At 71.1% G+C, this 20,185-nt stretch carries 17 protein-coding genes; 11 read left to right on the top strand and 6 right to left on the bottom strand.

What is annotated here, in order from left to right:
• Positions 1-201 precede the first annotated feature (201 nt).
• Together ACZ4SA_RS22190 and ACZ4SA_RS22185 are read left to right on the top strand one after the other, a co-directional pair.
• Positions 202-1,281, top strand: coding sequence for an AraC family transcriptional regulator (locus ACZ4SA_RS22190; protein WP_468277158.1), 1,080 nt, complete (start codon positions 202-204; stop codon positions 1,279-1,281).
• A 254-nt stretch (positions 1,282-1,535) separates the two neighbouring features.
• Positions 1,536-2,651 (top strand): hypothetical protein, encoded by a 1,116-nt coding sequence (locus ACZ4SA_RS22185; RefSeq protein WP_468277156.1) that lies wholly within the window; start codon positions 1,536-1,538, stop codon positions 2,649-2,651.
• Between the two features lie 423 nt (positions 2,652-3,074).
• On the opposite strand, the gene ACZ4SA_RS22180 is transcribed toward ACZ4SA_RS22185, so the two are convergent.
• On the bottom strand, positions 3,075-5,537 hold the full coding sequence (locus tag ACZ4SA_RS22180) for a SpoIIE family protein phosphatase (RefSeq protein ID WP_468277153.1): 2,463 nt from the start codon (positions 5,535-5,537) through the stop codon (positions 3,075-3,077).
• 111 nt (positions 5,538-5,648) lie between these two features.
• On the opposite strand from ACZ4SA_RS22180, the gene ACZ4SA_RS22175 reads away from it, so the two are divergent.
• Together ACZ4SA_RS22175 and qcrB are read left to right on the top strand one after the other, a co-directional pair.
• Positions 5,649-6,125, top strand: coding sequence for a VOC family protein (locus ACZ4SA_RS22175; RefSeq protein WP_468277150.1), 477 nt, complete (start codon positions 5,649-5,651; stop codon positions 6,123-6,125).
• Positions 6,126-6,554: 429 nt separating this feature from the next.
• A complete protein-coding gene (gene qcrB, locus ACZ4SA_RS22170) occupies positions 6,555-8,177 on the top strand; it encodes a cytochrome bc1 complex cytochrome b subunit (RefSeq protein ID WP_468277147.1) in 1,623 nt (540 codons plus the stop codon).
• Positions 8,178-8,213: 36 nt separating this feature from the next.
• Here qcrB and ctaF read toward each other — a convergent pair whose 3' ends face one another.
• Together ctaF and ctaD are read right to left on the bottom strand one after the other, a co-directional pair.
• Positions 8,214-8,603 carry an aa3-type cytochrome oxidase subunit IV gene (gene ctaF / locus ACZ4SA_RS22165; protein WP_468277146.1) on the bottom strand — a complete coding sequence of 130 codons (390 nt, stop codon included), beginning with the start codon at positions 8,601-8,603 and terminating at the stop codon, positions 8,214-8,216.
• The gene (gene ctaD / locus ACZ4SA_RS22160) at positions 8,600-10,285 is read right to left on the bottom strand and encodes an aa3-type cytochrome oxidase subunit I (protein WP_468277144.1); all 1,686 of its coding nucleotides are present in this window, start codon (positions 10,283-10,285) and stop codon (positions 8,600-8,602) included. The genes ctaF and ctaD overlap by 4 nt, the downstream gene beginning before the upstream one ends.
• A 153-nt stretch (positions 10,286-10,438) precedes the next feature.
• Between ctaD and ACZ4SA_RS22155 the strand changes: the two genes are divergently transcribed.
• Positions 10,439-10,873 (top strand): glutamate-cysteine ligase family protein, encoded by a 435-nt coding sequence (locus ACZ4SA_RS22155; RefSeq protein ID WP_468277143.1) that lies wholly within the window; start codon positions 10,439-10,441, stop codon positions 10,871-10,873.
• Between the two features lie 77 nt (positions 10,874-10,950).
• The gene (locus ACZ4SA_RS22150; protein WP_468277140.1) at positions 10,951-11,142 is read left to right on the top strand and encodes a hypothetical protein; all 192 of its coding nucleotides are present in this window, start codon (positions 10,951-10,953) and stop codon (positions 11,140-11,142) included.
• A gap of 98 nt (positions 11,143-11,240) precedes the next feature.
• Here the strand turns inward: ACZ4SA_RS22150 and ACZ4SA_RS22145 are convergent, their stop codons facing one another.
• Entirely contained in the window at positions 11,241-12,155 is a 915-nt protein-coding gene (locus tag ACZ4SA_RS22145) for a CvpA family protein (RefSeq protein ID WP_468277137.1), read from the bottom strand.
• A gap of 648 nt (positions 12,156-12,803) precedes the next feature.
• Between ACZ4SA_RS22145 and ACZ4SA_RS22140 the strand changes: the two genes are divergently transcribed.
• Both ACZ4SA_RS22140 and ACZ4SA_RS22135 read left to right on the top strand, forming a co-directional pair.
• The gene (locus ACZ4SA_RS22140; protein WP_468277135.1) at positions 12,804-13,295 is read left to right on the top strand and encodes an SRPBCC family protein; all 492 of its coding nucleotides are present in this window, start codon (positions 12,804-12,806) and stop codon (positions 13,293-13,295) included.
• On the top strand, positions 13,243-14,886 hold the full coding sequence (locus ACZ4SA_RS22135; protein WP_468277133.1) for a phytoene desaturase family protein: 1,644 nt from the start codon (positions 13,243-13,245) through the stop codon (positions 14,884-14,886). Before ACZ4SA_RS22140 ends, ACZ4SA_RS22135 begins: the two co-directional genes overlap by 53 nt.
• Before the next feature lie 2 nt (positions 14,887-14,888).
• Here the strand turns inward: ACZ4SA_RS22135 and ACZ4SA_RS22130 are convergent, their stop codons facing one another.
• On the bottom strand, positions 14,889-15,272 hold the full coding sequence (locus ACZ4SA_RS22130) for a VOC family protein (protein ID WP_468277130.1): 384 nt from the start codon (positions 15,270-15,272) through the stop codon (positions 14,889-14,891).
• Between the two features lie 265 nt (positions 15,273-15,537).
• Between ACZ4SA_RS22130 and ACZ4SA_RS22125 the strand changes: the two genes are divergently transcribed.
• Entirely contained in the window at positions 15,538-16,524 is a 987-nt protein-coding gene (locus ACZ4SA_RS22125) for a DUF3048 domain-containing protein (protein WP_468277127.1), read from the top strand.
• Here the strand turns inward: ACZ4SA_RS22125 and ACZ4SA_RS22120 are convergent.
• Positions 16,511-17,200: a Tm-1-like ATP-binding domain-containing protein gene (locus ACZ4SA_RS22120; RefSeq protein WP_468277124.1), complete on the bottom strand. Its 690-nt coding sequence runs from the start codon at positions 17,198-17,200 to the stop codon at positions 16,511-16,513. The two genes, ACZ4SA_RS22125 and ACZ4SA_RS22120, sit on opposite strands and share 14 nt — an antisense overlap.
• Before the next feature lie 224 nt (positions 17,201-17,424).
• Here ACZ4SA_RS22120 and zwf point away from each other — a divergent pair, with 224 nt between their 5' ends.
• The gene (gene zwf, locus ACZ4SA_RS22115; RefSeq protein WP_468277121.1) at positions 17,425-18,984 is read left to right on the top strand and encodes a glucose-6-phosphate dehydrogenase; all 1,560 of its coding nucleotides are present in this window, start codon (positions 17,425-17,427) and stop codon (positions 18,982-18,984) included.
• The gene (gene opcA, locus ACZ4SA_RS22110; RefSeq protein ID WP_468277119.1) at positions 18,981-19,928 is read left to right on the top strand and encodes a glucose-6-phosphate dehydrogenase assembly protein OpcA; all 948 of its coding nucleotides are present in this window, start codon (positions 18,981-18,983) and stop codon (positions 19,926-19,928) included. The genes zwf and opcA overlap by 4 nt, the downstream gene beginning before the upstream one ends.
• Positions 19,929-20,185 lie beyond the last annotated feature (257 nt).

Genomic DNA, 20,185 nt, shown 5'->3' with positions numbered 1-20,185 from the left:
CCGCAATCCGTGCCGGCTGTGTGTGTGCGCAGCTTCGCGCCTTGCCCGGCCGGGTCGTTCGTGACAGGTGTGACCGACGGTAAGGGGGCTGGGAGGCCGGCGGAGAGGACTCAACCGGCCAGTAACGGGACTTCAGCGGCCACGACCCCTGTCCTCCCGCTGCCGGAATCCCTACAGTGGCCGCCCGGAGGTGAAGCCACGGTGCCGTACAGACCGGGACGCACGTCCATACAAGGACAGTTCCCGGCGTGCCTCGCCGACCCGCGGTACGGATCCGCGACCATCACACCCCATCTCCTGCGCTACCTCACCCTCGTGGCCGCCGAGCGCGGCCACGACCTCGGCCCGGCACTTGCCCGCGCCGGACTCAGCGAGGCCGCGCTCAGCGCCGTCGGCCTGCGGGTGTCCTACCGGCAGGGCAGCTCGGTGATCAGGGAGGCGGTGCGGGACCTCGGCGACCCCGCCCTCGGCCTGGCGGTGGGACGCCGTCAGCGGGTGACCGCATGGGGGCTGGTCGGCCTCGCCCTGCAGGCCAGCGCCACGCTCCGCGACGCCGTCGAGCTCGGAGTCCGCCACCACGGCGCCACCGGATCCATGCTCGACTACCGCCTCGAGACCGTACCGGCCGGCGCCGCGATCCTGGCGACCGCACGGTACACCGACTCCGAACTGCGGGCGTTCCTCCTCGAGGAGGCCTTCGGCAGCATCGTGGCCCTGATCAGGGACGCCTGGCGGGAGGAGTTCACGCCGCACTCCATCGCCGTACGGCACCAACGCCCGGCGTACGCGGACGAGTACGAGCGGTACTTCCGATGTCCCGTCACCTTCGACGCCCCCGACGACCGGCTGGTGTTCGCCGCCGACGATCTGCGCAGCCCCCTGCCCGGCGCGGACTCGTACACCCTCGCCCAGGTGGCCGGACTGCTCGACACGGCACGCACGCACGGACACGAGCGCCAGGACCTGGTGCAGGGGTTGGAAGTGTCCGTCGCCCGCGGCCTGCCCCACGTCCCGCCGCTGGCACAGCAGGCGCTGGCCCGGGGGATGAGTGAACGGACCCTGCGCAGAAGGCTCGCCGAACACGGCACCACCTACGAGGCGCTCGTCGACTCGGTCCGCCTCGTCCGGGCCGAGGAACTCATGATGACCAGCGACCTGCCGCTGCACAGGATCGCCAGGATGCTCGGCTTCAGCGACGCGCGGACCCTGCGGCGAGCGGTGGCACGCTGGTTCGGCACGAACCCCTCCGCCATGCGCGGCTCCGCCTCACGTCCCCGATGAGCCGCGTACCGCACCGCCGGCCCGGACACCCCGCTCGCCGCCCGGCGTTCGGCCGGGCGCAGCTGTCGAGCAGCTGCTCGACAGCTGCTTGGACTTCACCTCATTCGGCGACTTGACCGGACTGTCGGCATGGTGGGGCAGTCTCACGGTCACCGTGCCGGCGCGGGTCGACGGCTCCGGGCGGAACCAGGACCGGCCGTGCGTCGTGATACCAGCGACAGCGTAAGGGTGCCGGGAAGAGGGGGGAGTTCGCCGTGTCGGAGAGCGCCGTGCGGATCGATGGAAACAGCCTGCTGCTGGGCGGGGGAGCGCGGGTCCGGTTCATCAGGACGCTGCGTCTGCCGGAGTCGGGAACGCACCCGCTGCCGCCGGGACTTGGCGAGTTCCCGATACGGCGGGTCGAGGACCACGCAGGCACCGTGCCGCCGCAGATGCTCGAGCGGGGCGGAGTGATGCTGCCCGTGTATCTGCGCGAGGCCATGTGGCTGAGCTTCGCGGGCAGTACCGAACCCGCCGCGCTCCAGGTCGGCGTCGGCAAGGTGTGTGCCATTTCCGGCGAACCGTGGCGCGGGACGCTGACGCGGAAGCCGCAGAACTACGTGGTGCTGCCGCGCCAGCCGTGGCTGGACGGCATCAACTCCGGCAGGGGCACGGTGCGTCAGTTCGTCGCCGTCCCGCTGGGTCTCGGCGCCACCGTGGAGGGGCAGGTCACCGGCGAGGAGACATGGGGCGGCGTCCAGTTGCAGGCGTTCGGGCTGTCGGGTTCGGCGCTGGCGGCCTGGCGCGAGGAGGAGCGCGTACGCGCGGAGCGTGCGGCGCGTAACGCGTGGTCCGTGGCGGGGGCCCCGCCAGCCGCGCCCCAGGCGCCCGGGGCCGCGCCCCCGGCGCCCCCCGCGCTCCAGGCATTCGGAGCCCCGCCCCCGGCGCCCGGTTCGGCGCCCGCCGCGCCTTCCCGGTCCGGCGGGCCGCCTCGCGCGCGTGCGGCCGCGATGGGTCTCGGCGTGGGCGGCTCCATGCGGCAGGAGGTCCACCGCGACGACCGGCCCTTCTCCGACTGGGCGAAGGAGCCTGCCGGCCGGGTGTTCGTCCACCTGGTGACCCCGCCCGAGTGGCGCCGTATCACCGGCGAGGACGCGCCGCCGTCGCCGGTCGACCGTGCCGCCTATACGCGGGCCGGGCTGCCCTGGTTCGAGTACTACGACGAGACGGCCGCCGACCTCCCGCCCGCGCAGGCTCTGGGCGGCGTGCAGCCGGTCGGCGACTGGCTCGGTGACGACCACACCCCGTGGCAGCCCCCGGCTCCCGGTCAGGTCCTGCCCCTGGGCGACGCCCCCCGGCCGGGGAAGGCGGTCGCCGACGGCGACTGGTGACGCCGGACGCGGCGAGCGTGCCGATGAGCCGCCTGCGGTACGGACGGCCCGGAACGCGGTCCGCTCGTCGAAGCGGAGGCGGGCACGGGCCGGGCGAGCCCGTGCCTGGTGGCTCCCTCCGGGACTGCCGGGTCGCGCCGACCCGGATCGCTCGGGAATGCGCCAACTCCACTTCCGTGACCGTAGCTTGGGTGGGGGTTTCACCGCGGCACCATGCAAGTCGAGACCGAAGTGGCGACGTTGTCCGAGGCGATGCCCCCGCGCCGGGTGCGGCGCGGGTTGGCGTGATGCCGCCCGGCGCCGTAGCCCGCGGCCCGGGGTGGCGTGCCGTGGCCCGGGGCGGTAGCCCACGGCCCGGGGTGGCGTGACACGTCGCGCGGCGTCAGTTCACGCCCTGCGTTGGCATCACCCGTCCCGACACGGCTACGGCACCACGCCGGGTCCGGGCAGCCCACCGAGGAGCGAAGGCAACTCCTGCTCGGTCCAGACGGTCTTGCCTTCCCGTGTGTGCCGTGTGCCCCAGCGTGCCGTCAGCTGGGCGACCAGGAGCAGGCCCCGCCCGCCCTCGTCGGTGCTGCGCGCCCGCCGCAGGTGGGGGGAGGTGCTGCTCGGGTCGGAGACCTCGCAGATGAGCCGTTGGTGGTGGATGAGCCGCAGCGTCACGGGACCGCCCGCGTAGCGGTAGGCGTTGGTGATCAGTTCGCTGACGATCAGCTCCGTGGAGAAGACCATCTCCTCCAGCCCCCACGCCACCAGCTGGTCCGCCGTGAGCTGACGCGCCCGTGCCGGAGCCGTCGGCTCCGCCGGCAGCTCCCAGGTGGCGACCAGCTCCGGTGCCAGTGTGTGTGTCTGAGCCAGCAGCAGCGCGACATCGTCGCTGGGCCGCTCCGGCAGCAGCCGGTCGACCACCGCCTGTGCGGTCTCCTCCAGCGGCCGGGCCGGTCCCGCCAGCGTCTCGCACAGCTGGGCCAGTCCGGCCTCCATGTCGTGCAGCGCACCGTCGATCAGCCCGTTCGTGTACAGGGCGATGATGCTGCCTTCCTCGAGCGTCAGCTCCGCCGCCTCGAACGGCAGTCCGCCGAGACCCAGCGGGGGCCCGGCGGGCAGGTCCGGGACGCTCACGGCTCTCTCGGGCGTGACCACCGCCGGGGGCGGGTGCCCGGCCCGGGCGAGGGAGCAGCGCCGGGTCACCGGGTCGTACACGGCGTACAGACAGGTCGCGCCCACGACCTGTTCTCCAGGCCCGCCGTCCTCGGCGTCCTGCTCCTGTTCCCCCGCCAGCCGGTTCACCAGGTCGTCGAGGTGGGAAAGCACCTCGTCGGGCTCGAGGTCGAGATCGGCCAGTGTGTGCACGGCGGTCCGCAGACGGCCCATCGTGGCTGCGGCGTTGATGCCGTGCCCGACGACGTCGCCGACGACGAGGGCGACACGGGCCCCGGACAGCGGGATGACATCGAACCAGTCGCCGCCGACACCGGTCATTCCGCCCGCCGGCATGTAGCGGTGGGCGACAACGACCGCCGGGTGAGCCGGCAGCTCCCGCGGCAGCAGGCGCCGCTGCAGCGCGAGCGCGGCCCGGTGCTGCTGGGTGAAGCGGCGGGCGTTGTCGAGGGAGACCGCGGCACGGGCGGCGAGCTCGCTCGCCAGTGTGAGGTCGTCCTCCTCGAACGGCTCCGGCAGCCGGGACCGCCACAGGCTGACGAATCCCAGCACCAGCCCGCGTGCCGTCAGCGGGACCACCATCAACGAATGCACGTTCTTGAGTCCGGTCGTCGCTCCCCGGCCCATGGTCGTGAGGAACTCCGAGAGATCGATGTACGGCTTCAGGACGGGCCGCCCGGAGGCCAGGCACTGCCCCTGCGGCGTGCTCTTGGGGAACGAGTTCACGGTGCCGAGGGGGAAGAGGAGATGGGCGGTCTCCGATGTGATCGTCCTGTTCGCCGTCCTGCGCACGGGGCCCACGCCTCCGGGGACGGGTTCCTCACCGCGGCTGACGGGCTCGAGAAGGTCGACCGACACACAGTCGGCCACGCCGGGCACCGCCGCCCGTGCCAGTTCCTCCGCAGTGGTTTCCACGTCCAGCGTGGTTCCGATGCTGGCGCCCGCCTCGGTGAGCAGAGCGAGCCTGCGGCGGGCTCGGTGACCGTCGGTGACGTCCTCCACCAGCTGCGTCACCCCCAGGACGCGGCCGGCGGAATCCTCCATGCGGAACGCGGACACCGAGACGTACCGGTCCCTGCCGGGGCTGCCCGGGACCCGGCACGGCTGCTCCGTGAAGATCATCGGCGTGCCGGTCTCCAGCACCTGCCGCAGCCCCGCGTCGACGGTCTCCGCGTCGGGGCGGATGAGGAAGTCGCCGATGCGGTGGCCACGCGCCTGTTCGCTGCTGATGCCGCCGAGCCGGGCGATCGCCCGGTTGATCCGCAGAATGCTCAGGTCGGTGTCGTGCACCGCGAGGCCGATGGGCGACCTGCGGAACATACCGTCCATGACCGACCGGTCGATCTCCCACTGGGTGACCTCTTCGGCGGGCGCGGCCACCAGGAACCACTCCTGGACCCCTTCCGCGCGTGTCACCCAGCGGGCCCGGATCCCCAGGCCGATCCTGCTGCTGTCGCTCGCCCGCACGGGAATGATCCCGAACCAGCCGCGATTCCTGATGCACGTGGAGGTGGCCTCCGCGACCACGTCACGATCGGCCGGGTCCACCAGGATCTCCATGGCGGGACGGCCGAGCACGTCCTCGGCGGAGTAGCCCGTCAGCTCACGAGCGCGTTCGCTCCAGCCGGACACCCGGCCGCGCCGGTCGAGCACCACGGAGGCGGATCGACCGTGCGAGTACGGGTCCTCCGGGCTCTCACTGATCAGAGTCACAGATCCGGTCATCGCTCCTATCCTCCGCCCGGGGCTGTGGCGACGCGAGCGATGAATTCCGGGCGGTGCGATGGTCAGTAACGCAACAGAGCGCAAGCCGACCCGACCATGAAGGAGCACGCGATGCCGCGCATCACCCCGAACCTCTGGTTCGACACCCAGGGCAAGGAAGCGGCCGAGTTCTACGTCTCGATCTTCCCGAACTCGGAGATCAAGCACATCTCGTACTACGGCGAGGCGGGCCCCCGGGAGGCCGGCACCGTGCTGACCGTGGACTTCGTCCTCGACGGCCAGGAGTACACCGCGATCAACGGCGGCCCGGAGTTCACCTTCGACGAGGCGATCTCCCTGCTGATCAACTGCGCGGACCAGGAGGAGGTCGACTACTACTGGACGAAGCTGGGCGAGGGCGGCGAGGAGGGACCCTGCGGGTGGCTGAAGGACAAGTACGGCCTGTCATGGCAGGTCGTCCCGGCCGCCATGGGGGAGCTGCTGACGGACAAGGACGAGGGCCGTGCCCAGCGAGCGATGGCGGCCATGCTCGGCATGAAGAAGCTCGACGTGTCCGCGCTCTACGCAGCCGCCGACCGGGCGGAGTGATCCGCCCGCGGACCCGTAGGGCCGTCCGGCGGGCCTTGGGCCGAGGCGGACGGCGCTCGACGGCCTGGCCGGTGGGAATGCCCGAACAGCTGTGACCCACGAGGACGACGTCGCGGAGATCGTTGGCCACGACCTTGTCGACGATGCCCTGCGGCGTTCGCGGCGCGCCCGACCCCGGCGGCCGTGCGAGCCACGACGACACCCCGTACGAGACACGGCAACGCCCCGTGCGAGCCACGACGACGCCCCGTGCGGGACACGGCGCCAGGTCGGACAGCCTCGTCAGGCGTCAGGCGTCAGGCGTCAGGCGTCAGGCGACGGCGCCCGCGCATCCGGCGACGTTGAGGGACAAACCGCCTTTTCCGGGTATGGCTGACCTCGGCCGCAAGGCCGCGGAAGGCCGGATCGTGGGTGAGAGGTGCGTGGCGGGTGCTGCTGTCGCGGAGGAGGGAACAAGTGAGGCGCAGGGCCGAACGGGCGGCGAAGGACACGTCCGTCGCCCTCGACGCCCGTCTGCCGCTGTTCGACGGCGGCGCTCTGCTGCGCAAGGCGTTTCCTGACCACTGGTCGTTCCTGCTCGGCGAACTGGCGCTCTACAGCTTCGTGGTGCTGCTGATCACCGGCGTCTACCTGACGCTGTTCTTCGAGCCGGGCATGGGCGAGGTGGTGTACCGCGGCGCGTACACCCCGATGATCGGCATCCGCATGAGCGAGGCGTACGCATCGACGCTGGAGATCAGCTTTGACGTGCGGGGCGGTCTGCTGATCCGTCAGATCCACCACTGGGCCGCGCTGGTGATGGTCGCGGCGATCGGCGTACACATGCTGAGGGTGTTCTTCACCGGTGCGTTCCGCCGACCGCGCGAGGCCAACTGGGTGATCGGCGTGACCCTTCTGGTCGTGACGATCCTGGAGGGATTCGCCGGCTACTCCCTGCCCGACGACCTGCTGTCCGGCACCGGGTTGCGCACGGCCCAGGGGTTCATCCTGTCCGTCCCGATCGTCGGCTCCTACCTGAGCATGTTCGTCTTCGGCGGCGAGTTCCCGGGCGAGGACATCATTTCCCGGCTCTACCCGGTGCACATCCTGCTGCTGCCGGGGTTGCTGCTGGCCGCGGTGACAGTGCACCTCATCCTGGTCTTCCATCTCAAGCACACCCAGTGGGCGGCGCGGGGAAGGACCAATCACAACGTGGTGGGCCGCCCCATGGTCCCGCACTTCACGGCCAAGTCGGGCGGCCTGTTCGCGATGGTCTTCGGCGTGCTCGCCGCGCTCGGCGGGCTGGCGCAGATCAACCCCGTCTGGGCCTACGGGCCCTACCGTTCGGATCAGGTGTCCACCGGGGCGCAGCCCGACTGGTACCTGGGCTTCCTCGAGGGCGCGATGCGTGTCATGCCCGGCTTCGAGACCCGGCTGTGGGGCCACACCGTCCAGTGGAACCCGCTGATTCCGGCGGTCGTGTTCCCCGGCGTGTTCTTCCTCGTCCTGTACGCGTACCCCTTCCTGGAGCGCTGGGTCACTGCCAAGCGGGGCGAACAGCATCTGTGCGACCGTCCCCGCGACCGGCCGGTGCGCACGGGGCTCGGCGTCGCCGCCATCGTGTTCTACGGCCTGCTGCTCGTGGCCGGAGGCCAGGACATCGTCGCGTTCACCTTCGACGTCTCCGTGAACGCCCTGACGTGGACCATGCGTGTCCTGGTGGTTCTCGGGCCCGTCGCGGCCTTCTGGCTCACCAAGCGGCTGTGCCTGGCGCTGCAGGCACATGAGGCGGAACTGCTGGCCGAGGGGGAGGAGACGGGCGATCTCCGGCAGTCGATCGAAGGGACCTACGGCGAACGCCGTCGGCCGCTGTCCCCCGAGGTGCGGTACGTCATGACGCACCGTGCCCCGCCCAGCCCGCTGCAGGCAGCCGGGAGGGGCGCCGAGGACACCCGGCGGGAACGGGTCCGGCGCGCTCTCAGTGCCTGGTTCCACCCGGACAACCGGGCGGACGCCGAGCACCGCGCCGCCGGCCCGGAGGAAGAACACGAGAAGCCGGGCACCAGGGCGTAGCCGAGACCAGCGAGACCCGCCGCCGCGTACAAGGGCTCATGGTTCGGTGTCGTTGTACTGGAAGACGAACCCGAAGACGCCGGGTGCGAGCAGCCCCGCGCCGATGATGAACAGCCACAGCCCGTAGACGACTCCCAGCGCCAGGACGGCGGTGCCCACGGCGGCGAGCACCGGGTAGTAGCTGCGCGGCGGGAAGAAGGCGACGGGGCCGGCGGTGTCACGGACCTCGGCCTGACGGCGGTTCTGCGGGACGGTCCCCAGCCGCCGGTCCTGCCTCCACAGGAAGAACGTGACGAGGGCGGCCATCAGAAACGACACGACCAGCACCACGGTCCCGGTCGGATCCGCCGCCCACCACCCGTAGATCGCGGCGGACGCGGCGAAGAACACGGCGACTCCGAGGAAGAGCAGGGCTTCCGGCTTCATGACAGCCGCTCCGAGCCCTCGCCGGCCCTCTTGGTGCGCGCCGCAGCGACCTGCGGATGGTGCAGGTCGAAGGCCGGGCACTCGGAGCGGATCCTGGGCAGCGCCACGAAGTTGTGCCGCGGCGGCGGGCACGAGGTGGCCCACTCCAGCGACCGGCCGAAGCCCCACGGGTCGTCCACGGTGACCTTCTCGCCGTACCGCCGGGTCTTCCAGACGTTGTAGAAGAACGGCAGCGTCGACGCCCCCAGCAGAAAGGCCCCGATGGAGGAGAGGGTGTTGAGGGTGGTGAAGCCGTCGGCGGCCAGGTAGTCGGCGTAACGGCGGGGCATCCCCTGGGCACCGAGCCAGTGCTGCACCAGGAAGGTGAGCTGGAAGCCCACGAACAGGGTCCAGAAGTGGATCCTGCCGAGCCGCTCGTCGAGCATCGTCCCGGTGAACTTGGGCCACCAGAAATAGAACCCGGCGAACATGGCGAACACGACGGTGCCGAACAGCACGTAGTGGAGGTGGCCGACCACAAAATAGCTGTCGGTGGTGTGGAAGTCGAGCGGCGGCGAGGCCACCAGCACCCCGGTCAGCCCTCCGAAGAGAAACGTCGTGAGAAACCCGATTGCCCAGAGCATCGGCGTTTCGAACGACAGCGATCCGTGCCACATGGTGCCGATCCAGTTGAAGAACTTCACCCCGGTCGGCACGGCGATCAGCAGCGACGCCAGCGAGAAGAACGGAAGCAACACCGCGCCGGTCGCGAACATATGGTGCGCCCACACCACTGCCGACAGACCGGTGATGGTGACGGTCGCACCGATCAGCCCGAAATACCCGAAGACCGGCTTACGGCTGAACACCGGCAGGATTTCGGTGATGATGCCGAAGAACGGCAGGGCCACGATGTAGACCTCCGGATGCCCGAAGAACCAGAACAGGTGCTGCCACAGCAGTGCCCCGCCGTTCGCCGGGTCGAAGACATGGGATCCGAACCGGCGGTCGGCCTCGAGCGCCAGCAGGGCGGCGGTCAGCACCGGAAAGGCCAGCAGCACCAGAATCGACGTGAACAGCACGTTCCACGTGAAGATGGGCATGCGGAACAGCGTCATACCGGGCGCGCGCAGACACACGACGGTGGCGATGAAGTTGACCGCGCCCAGGATGGTGCTCAGACCCGAGACGACCAGACCCATGGCCCACAGGTCGCCGCCGGTGCCCGGCGAGTGCACCGGCCCGTTCAGCGGGGCGTAGGCGAACCAGCCGAAGGAGGCCGCCCCGTTGCTCGTCAGGTAGCCGGAGACCACCATCAGACCGCCGAACAGGAACACCCAGTACGTGAAGGCATTGAGCCGGGGAAAAGCGACATCCGGCGCGCCGATCTGCAGCGGCATCACGGCATTGGCGAATCCGACGAAGGTCGGTGTGGCGAACAGCAGCATCATCACGGTGCCGTGGATGGTGAACAGCTGGTTGTACTGCTCGTTCGACACGAGCTGCAGTCCGGGCCTGGCGAGCTCCGCACGCATCAGCATGGCCAGCAGTCCCGCGAAGAGAAAGAAACCGAACGCGGTCACCAAGTACATGTTCGCGATCGTCTTGTGATCGGTGGTCGTCAGCCAGCGGAGCACCGTCGCGCCCGCGGTGCAGCGCGTCCCGCCCCGCCCGGACGTCGAAATGCTGTCCACGTCCGTCATCCGCTGCTTTTCCTGTCGCACCTGTCGCATACGAAAAGCGGGCCACATCAAACCGGTGTAACCGATGCGGACTCGCGGGAAACCTGAGCATTCCCCTGTTCGCACCCCCACGCGATCGGGGGGATTCTGAGGAGATCGACGACCACCATCGGCGTGGAGGAGGAGTTCTTCCTCGTCCACACTGCCACCCGGGCCGTCGAACCGGCGGGCAGCCGCACCGTGGCACGGGCCCGCGAAACCGTCGGGGACCTGGTCTCCGGTGAGTTCCACGAGGGGCAGCTCGAGGTGCGGACACCACCGTGCGACGACGCCGAAGAGCTGCTCCGGCAGCTGACCGCGGTGCGCAGGGCCGCGTATGACGCCTCCCGCGCCCACGGACTCGGCCCTGTGCGCCGCGGGAATCTGCGGGCCGCGTCGACGGCGCGTCCGGCCCGCGCGGTGGCGTCATCGCCCGACGCGGCTGGGAAGTCGGTGCCGGGGTCCATCGGATTGCCACCGCCCTTTCTCCGGCAGGACATGCGATGTCGGGCCTTTGCCATCCTCGGCGCGTTGAGCGGCCGCACTCCCGCACGGCCTGCGGTCCCGTGAGCGCCACATGATTGGCAGCTTCGTGCCCGGGAACCCGGCGCCTGTGTCATCCGGCTCAGACGGTGAGGAGTGGTCCCATGAGTGAGCAGACACCCTCGCAGGCCGAGGGCGAACGGGACGACGATCCGGTCCGCGGACAGAACTTTCCCCGCACCACCCCGTCGCAGGCCGAAGGGGAGCGGGAAGAGGACGAACCGGTACGGAAGGAGGCGGGTGCGCCCGACCGGCGCGATGCCGGCCGGCGCGGTCCCGAGAGGAACGGTCCGTAGCGAGACCATTCCCGCAGCCGACCGCCGCAGGCTTTCCGCATCGGCGGGCGGGCCGTCGCGGAAGACCGAAGGCGGCTCTGCGGCACGGGGCGGGGCGCTCAGCTGTTGTTCGTCGCGCCGGTCGCCGGCTGCCGGCGCAGGAGGACGGAGCCGGCGATGATCGCGCCCGCGCCGGCGCACAGCACGGCGGCCGCTCTTGCCCAGCCGAACGAAGCGCCCAGGCTGCTCTGCAGCAGATTGAGCGCGTCCAGGCCCGTCAGCGCGTGCAGCGCGATGATGCCGACGGCCAGTCCCGCGGCGGCGGCCCAGAGCATCACGGTGTCCCGTACGGCGACCCACACGGCCACGGCCAGGCAGAGCGCCGTGACGGCCACGGAGAGCGTCTCGGCATAGCCGCCGGAGCGCAGGCCCGCCACGTCGGCAGGCAGGTGGACGATGCCGCAGCCGAACAAAGCGAGGGCCGCGGGCCAGCGCAGCCCCGAACGCATCGCGGGGGAGACGGTGTGGCTGTTCGGACCGGCGGCGAGCGCGCTGTCCAGCGCCGCCATGGACCACGGCGTCGACTGCTTCGCCTGCTCCTCTTCGGGTGCGGGTGCGGCTGCTTGGGCGGGGGAGGCCGCAGGCGCGGGTGTCGTGGTGCCGGTGGGGCTCTGACCCCGGTCACCGGCCGCGTCGGACGGCGGCTGCGGCTCGTCCGTGGAGGGGCGTTCCTCGCCGGAATCAGGCAGTGGACTCAGCGAGGGCACCGGCGTCGTGCGCAGCGGATGCGGGTCCGCGACCGCGTCGCGCACCGGTGTCGGATCCCCTGGAGACTCGCGCACCGGCACCGGGTCCGCGGCGAAGTCGCGCACCGGCTGGGGCCCGCCGGACGTGCCGTTCAGCGGGGACGGCGTCTCGGTCGTGCCGTTCAGTGGCCTGAAAGACGCGGCGTTCAGGGGCGAAGGCTGCTCGCTCGAGGCGGAGTATGTCCTCGGGGCCTGGTCCGCCTCCTGCGGCGGGAACGTCTCGGGCACCGGCCGCGGGTCCTCGTCCGGGTGCCCCGTCCCGGGCGCCGGGTGGACGGGCGCCGGGTGGACGGGCGCCGGGCGGAGGGGGGCCGGGGTGACGGGTGCCGGGCGGAGGGGGCCGGGGTTGACGGGTGCCGGGTTGACGGGGTCCGGAGTCGGGGGACCGAACGGGCCCGCGGTCACCGTCGGGGCCGGGGGGAACACCGGCGGGTGGGGAGGGAGCGGCGGTATGTGCGGTACGGCGCGAGTCGTGGGCGTCGGCGCGTCGTACCCCGGGCCAGAGGTCCTGTCGGGCGACCGCGGTCGGTCGTCCTGGTAGTCGGACGGGAAGGAAGCGTTGGGGTCGGTGGTCATGGCGCGGGCTCCGTTCGCGGAACATCCGGATTGGCGTACACCGTGTCGTTCGTCGTGCACCGCCTCAGCGCGCACACTTCGTTACATCTAATGGGCATAAAGCGACATTGCGCCATCCCGGGAAAGGTACGAGTGGGCCGGTCGACGGATTTTCGGCGGGCGCCGCGCCGAGGAGGATCGGCGGTCCGGGTCCGCCGGCGCGACGCGGCACCCGATTGCCCGTCCCGATGCCGGTAATGGATCGTGAAGAAGTGGGCACCCGCGAGCCCGGGAACGTCACTGCCTAGTCTTGGAGGACCCATGGCCGTGCACCACCAGCTGATCAGAAGGTCCCCCGACGCGGTGTGGTCCGTCCTGGAGGACAGGGACCGCTACAGCGACTGGGTCGTCGGCACCTCGGACAGCAGGCCCGGCCCGGGCGACTGGCCCGACGTCGGTTCCGCTCTGGAGTACACCGTGCGGCTCGGCCCGTGGACCCTGAACGGCAGGACGACGGTGCGCCGCTGCGAACCGCCGCGCATCCTCGAACTGGAGGCGGAGAGCGGGCCGCTGGGCAGTGCGAGGGTCGCCATCGACGTCCGGCCGTGGGGCGCGTACACCCTGGTCATCGTCGACGAGCATCCCCTGACCGGGGCCGGAGGGTTCCTGCACAACTCCGCCTTCGACGTCTTCCTCGTCCTGCGCCATCGCAAGATGCTCAGCCACCTGGCACACGTCGTCGAAACTTCAGGAGACAACGATGCCGGACGCAGTGGTCATCGGAGCGGGACCGAACGGGCTCGTCGCGGCTAACCTCCTCGCGGACGCGGGATGGAGCATCGAGGTCCTGGAGGCGCAGCCGGAACCGGGTGGCGCCGTGCGCAGTGACCGGGGTGTCCACCCCGACTTCGTGAGCGACGTGTGCAGCGCCTTCTACCCGCTGGCCGCGGCTTCCCCGGTGCTGTCCGCGCTGGAGCTCCAGCGGGACGGGCTGCGCTGGAGCCACGCCCCCAAGGTGCTCGCCAACCCCCTGCCCGACGGCCGGTGCGCCGTCCTGGAACGCCGGGCCGCGGACACCGCGGCCGGCCTGGACACCTTCGCTTCCGGCGACGGCGCGGCCTGGCTGGATCTGTACGACGTGTGGGAGCGGCTGCGGCCGGACATCCTGGACCTGCTGTTCACGCCCTTCCCGCCCGTGCGGGCCTCCGCCCGGCTGGCCGCCCGGCTGCGTGCCGGAGGAGGCCTGCGGCTTGCGCGCACGCTCCTGCTGCCCGTGCGCCGGCTGGGGGAGGAGGAGTTCGGGGCCGAGGCGGGCAGGCTGCTCCTCGCGGGGAGCGCGCTGCACGCGGATCTCGCGCCGGAGGCGGCGGGCAGCGGCGGGTTCGGCTGGCTGATGTCGATGCTCGGCCAGAGCCACGGCTTCCCCGTGCCCGTCGGAGGTGCCGGCAGGCTGACGGCGGCCCTGGTGCGCAGGCTCGAACACCGCGGCGGTGCGGTGAGATGCGGCGAACGGGCCGTCGAGGTCGTCGTGCGCGCGGGCCGTGCCGTGGCCGTACGGACCGCGGCGGGCGAGTCGGTGCCGGCCCGCCGCGCCGTGCTGGCGGATGTGTCCGTACCGGCTCTGTACGGGGAGTTGGTCGACGAGCGGCACCTGCCGTCCCGGCTGCTGCGGGATCTGCGGCGCTTCCAGTGGGATTTCGCCACCTTCAAGGTCGACTGGGCGCTGGACGGCGCCGTTCCGTGGACCGCCGGCGGGGCGGCCACTGCCGGCACGGTCCACCTGGCCGACGGTGTCGACGGGCTCACCCGGTTCGCCGCACAGCTGGCGATGGGTCAGGTGCCCGACCGCCCGTTCGTGCTCATCGGCCAGATGACCGCGGCGGACGTCACCCGGTCGCCCGCGGGCACCGAATCGGCCTGGGCGTACACGCATGTCCCGCACCGCACCAAGGGCGACGCGGGCGACGCCGGTCTGACCGGCCGGTGGGACACGAGCGAGCAGGAGGTCATGGCCGACCGGTTGGAGGAGGAGGTGGAGCGGTACGCGCCCGGCTTCCGCGCACGGATCATGGCCCGCCGCATCCTTGCGCCACCGACCCTCGAGGCCCTGGACGACAATCTGCGCGGCGGAGCGATCAACGGCGGCACGACCGCCGTCCATCAGCAGCTGCTTCTTCGCCCGATGCCCGGCACGGGCCGCCCCGAGACCCCGGTCGAGGGGCTCTATCTGGCCTCGGCGGGCGCGCATCCCGGTGGTGGAGTGCACGGGGCGCCGGGTGCGAACGCCGCGCGTGCCGCGCTGCGCGTGCTGTCCCCCGGCGCGCTGCTGAGCCGGGCCCAGCGGGCCCTCGCACGCCGGGACCGCGGCGGGCAGCCGACGGACCGTGGCGTGCGAGGGGCGTGACGTCAGCTTCCGCTGCCGTACGGCCTGGTGATGACCTCCATGCCATGACCGGCGGGGTCGTTGAAGTACATCCCGCGGCCGCCGTCGTTGTGGTTGATCTCGCCGGGCCGCTTGCCGTGCGGGTCGGCGTAGTACGTGATCTCCGCGTGCTGGATCCGCTGGAAGACCTCGTCGAACTCCGCCTCGGAGATCAGGAACGCGTAGTGCTGCAGCGGGACGTCGTGGTCGACGGTCGCGAAGTCCAGGGTGACGTTGTTGCTGAGGGTGAGAGGGATGAACGGCCCCCATTCCTCACCGAGTTCGAGCCCCAGAATGTGGGCGAGGAATTCGGCGGACTCCCGGTTGTCCCGGGCCAGAACGATGGTGTGATTCAACTCTACTGACACTGTGGAATGCCTCCGTAAGGCAAACTCACGGGCACCTCCATGTCTCACCCGGTCGGTGACCGACACGCGATGCCGTGCCGAAGATCCTAAAACCTCCCCCGGTCCGCTGTCACGTTCGATTACCGGCCGTGCGACATCGCGACGAACGGCAGCTGCGGAGCAGCTGCTGCCCTGACCGGCCGGTGTCAGGGTCCGTCCATATGCCGTGGGACTGTCGACATGCCGTGGTTCGTGGTCCACTTGAAGCCACGGGGAACGAGGGCCGATGGACACGAACAGCAGCCGCCGAGGCGGACCGGCACGGGGCGGCGCCGTGGTCGCCGCGTTCACCGCTGCCGTCCTGGCCCTCTCCCTCTCCGGGTGCACCGATCAGCAGCCGGGCCAGAGCGCAGCGAATCAGCTGCGGACCTCGTACTTCACCGGTATGCCCGCACGACCCGGGCCGGTCCTCGCAGTCAAGATCGACAATGTCGGTCCGGCGCGGCCCCACACCGGACTCGGTGCGGCCGACATCGTGTACGTCGAGCAGGTCGAGTCGGGACTCACCCGGATACTGGCGGTGTTCTCCTCGCAGTTGCCGCCGCTGGTCGGACCGGTACGCAGCGCCCGTGAGTCCGACCTCGCGCTGCTGGGGCAGTTCGGCCGGCCCGCGCTCGCCTACTCCGGCGCCCAGTCGGCGCTGCGACCCCTGATCGAGGCGGCCCCCATCGCCACCCTGCCCCAGGGGACGGCCCCCGGCGCGTTCGTCCGCTCCGGCGACCGCCCGGCACCCCACAACCTCTATGTGCGCCCCGACCGGGCTCTAGCCGCCGCGGACGACGTGAGCGACGCCTCCGACATCGGCATGCGCTTCGGGCGAGCTTCCCACCCGGGCCGGCCGCTGGAGAAACACACCGTGCGTTACCCGTCGGCATGGTTCACGTTCACCTGGTCGGCCGAGCAGAAGCGGTGGCAGGTGGCCATCGACGGCACCGCCGCGCGGACCACGGACCAGGGGCCTCTGGAGGCGGCTACCGTCGTCGTGCAGTACACCGAGGTCCGCCCCTCGCAGTTCCACGACCGCTCGGGCAGCGTGTCCCCGTACACGGAGACGGTCGGTTCCGGCACCGCGCTGGTGCTGCGCGACGGCCGGGCACACGACGCCCGGTGGCAGCGGACGACCGCCGACGGGGACACGGTCTTCACCGACCCGGCGGGGGACCGCATGAACTTCGCCCGCGGTCAGGTGTGGGTGCTCCTCACGGCGCGCTGAGGCCCCGCCCGCTTGCCGTCAGCGGACGCCGGCTGCCGCCCTGTGCGCGCCGATCAGCAGGTGCAGACGGTCCGCCGCGGCCCTGCCGAACGACGGGCTGTTGATGTCCGTTTCGTACTCCACCACGCCGACTGCGCTGCCCCGCAGCTCCTCCCGCAGGGTCGCGAACAACGCCTCGTCCAGCGCCGGATCGTGGTATGGGCGCCCGGCGCTCCCGGCGGTGCGAGCCCCCGCAGCGGCACGCGGACCTCGGCGGGGCCGGTGGCCGCACGCAGCTTGGCCGCGATCCGGCGGCGAGCTCCGCGCACTCCTCCGCCGTACGGACGACGGTGATCGACGGATTGTGCACCTGTACATGGCGCCGGCGCAGTGCGGGCGGAAGCGTGTCGAGCGGACCGAACTTCACCACGTCGAGGGCGCCCAGGCTCACCACCTGCAAGATGCCCTGTCGTCCGGCGGCACTCGGCCGGTCCGGGCCCGCCGTCTGGATACCGCCGGCCAGGTCGGCGCCCGCGGCACGGGCCACCTCGGCGCGCGGGACGTCGGCGCGGATACGCGGCTCGCCCGCCACGCCCGCGTCGACGACCTCGACGCCGCCGGCCGGCAGCCGCTCACGCAGCCAGCCGTACTCCACACCCTCGGTGTCCAGCGTGCCCACCAGCACAACTGTCGCCATGACACGTACTGTTCGCGGATTCTGGGCAGCAGACAAGAACACCTGCGGACACCGCGCGCGGCTCTGGTCACTGCGGCGGGCCCACCGGGCCGGTACGCCGTTCGTGGCGGGGTGGGAATCAATCCCTGCGGGCGCGCGCTGACGTACCCGTACAAGATCAGTGGGAGATGCGATGCTCGGAACGGACCCGTCCGAACGCCGTTCGCGCAAGGAGGCCTGACCCCATGGCCCAGAACAGGTCGCAGCACACCGCACGGAACAGCGGGTGGACGAATCCGCTGCGGGACGTGCTCGACCGGCGGCTGCCCCGTATCGCCGGCCCCTCCGGGCTGGTGATCTTCGGAGTGACCGGTGACCTGTCGCGCAGAAAACTCATGCCCGCCGTCTACGACCTGGCCAACCGGGGACTGCTGCCGCCCGGCTTCTCGCTCGTCGGCTTCGCGCGCAGGGAGTGGCGGGACCAGGACTTCGCCGAAGAGGTCCACCAAGCGGTCAGGGACCACGCGCGGACCCCGTTCCGCGAGGAGGTGTGGCGGCAGCTGTCGGAGGGGATGCGGTTCGTCCAGGGCGACTTCGGCGACGACGCCGCGTTCGAGCAGCTGAAGGCGACCGTGGAGGATCTCGACAAGGCGCAGGGCACCGGCGGCAACTTCGCGTTCTACCTCTCCGTGCCGCCGAAGTTCTTTCCGGAGGTCGTCCAGCAGCTCAAGGACCACGGGCTGTCGAACGCGTCCGAGGGCTCCTGGCGCCGGGCGGTCATCGAGAAGCCGTTCGGCCACGACACCGAGAGCGCGCGTGACCTCAACAAGATCGTGCACGACGTGTTCGCGCTCGACGAGGTCTTCCGTATCGACCACTACCTGGGCAAGGAGACCGTCCAGAACATCCTGGCGCTGCGGTTCGCCAACACGCTCTTCGAGCCCATCTGGAACCGGTCGTACGTCGACCATGTGCAGATCACGATGGCCGAGGACATCGGCATCGGCGGCCGGGCGGGCTACTACGACGGCATCGGCGCCGCCCGTGACGTCGTCCAGAACCACCTGCTCCAACTGCTCGCGCTGACCGCCATGGAAGAGCCCGCCTCCTTCGACGCCGCCTCCCTCGTCACCGAGAAACTCAAGGTGTTCAAGGCCGTCGAACTGCCGGAGGACCTGGCCCTGCACACCGTGCGCGGGCAGTACGCGGGCGGCTGGCAGGGCGGCGAGAAGGTCGTCGGCTACCTCCAGGAGCAGGGCATCGCGCCCGACTCCAGGACCGACACCTATGCCGCGATCAAGCTGGGGATCGACAACCGCCGCTGGGCCGGAGTCCCCTTCTATCTGCGGACCGGCAAGCGGCTGGGACGGCGCGTCACCGAGATCGCGGTCGTCTTCCAGCGCGCGCCGCACTCGCCGTTCGACTCCACCGTGACCGAGGAGCTCGGTGAGAACGCGCTGGTCATCCGCGTGCAGCCGGACGAGGGCGTGACGGTGCGGTTCGGCTCCAAGGTGCCGGGTACGTCGATGGAGCTGCGCGACGTCACGATGGACTTCGCCTACGGCGAGTCGTTCACGGAGTCCAGCCCCGAGGCGTACGAACGCCTCCTCCTCGATGTGCTGCTGGGGGACGCCAACCTCTTCCCCCGGACGGAGGAGGTGGAGGAGTCCTGGCGGATCCTCGACCCGGTCGAGGACTTCTGGGACCGCAGCGGCAAGCCGGCGCAGTACGCGGCGGGCACCTGGGGCCCGGTGGAAGCGGACGACATGCTCGCACGAGACGGACGGAGCTGGCGCAAGCCATGAAGATCGACCTCACGGACACCACGTCCAGCAAGATCAACAAGGCGCTCGTCCTGGGCCGCCGCGCGATCGGCACCCCGGCCGTCGGCATGGTCCTCACCCTGGTCATCGTCACCGACGAGGAGAACGCCTACGACGCCATCAAGGCGGCCGGCGACGCCTCCCGCGAACACCCCTCCCGCACCCTCGTCGTCATCAAGCGCCACGTCCGCTCGCCGCGTGACCGCCACGACACCCGGCTCGACGCCGAGGTGCGCCTCGGCAGCGACGCCGGCGCCGGGGAGACCGTACTGCTGCGCCTGCACGGTGAACTCACCCAGCGCGCCGACTCGGTGGTCCTCCCGCTGCTGCTGCCGGACGCCCCCGTCGTGGTGTGGTGGCCGGTGGACGCACCACCCGTGCCGGCCAAGGACCCGCTCGGCGCCCTCGCGCAGCGGCGGATCACCGACGCCTACGCGGTGGAGCGGCCGATCGAGGAACTGGACGCCCGTGCCGCCGGATACGAGCCCGGCGACACCGACCTCGCCTGGACCAGGCTCACACCGTGGCGTTCGATGCTCGCCGCCGCCCTCGACCAGGCCCGGGCCGACGTCGTGTCCGCCGTGGTCGAGAGCGAGGCCGACAACCCCAGCGCCGAACTGCTCGCCCGCTGGTTCGCCGACCGGCTGAAGGTGCCGGTCGAACAGGTCGTCACCGAGGGGCCGGTCGTCACCGCGGTCCGGCTCCACACCGCCGACGGCGAGATCCATATCGACCGGCCGGAAGGGCCGGTGGCCCGGCTCAGCATCCCGGGTCAGCCCAGCAGGGTGCTCGCCCTCAAAGTGCGCAGTACCGCGGAGCTCATCGCGGAGGAACTGCGCCGTCTCGACCCCGACGAGGCATATGCAGCGGCGCTGCACGCCCAGATCACCGCGCCGGTCGGCGAACCCCCGGCGGACACCGTCTGAGGCAACGCTCCGCAATTGGCCGGTCACCCGATTCCCGGGCGGCGGAAATCTCGTGCCGCATCGGTGTGAAGGATCTGTGAGGCCCCGTCAAACAACCTTCGCCTGCCATGGATCTGCACACCGAATACGCAGGCGGCACACGGTCTCCCAACCTTGTATTCCCCTCTGACGCGTAAATAGCAGCAGGTCAGGGTCGGTGTGGGCAGTACTGGACGCCCGGTGGCCGTGGGGTCGCCGGGTGTCCGGGGTCGTCGGTC

This window comes from Streptomyces sp. NPDC027962 (genome assembly GCF_055566095.1).
This window is presented reverse-complemented; position numbering and strand designations above follow the sequence as displayed.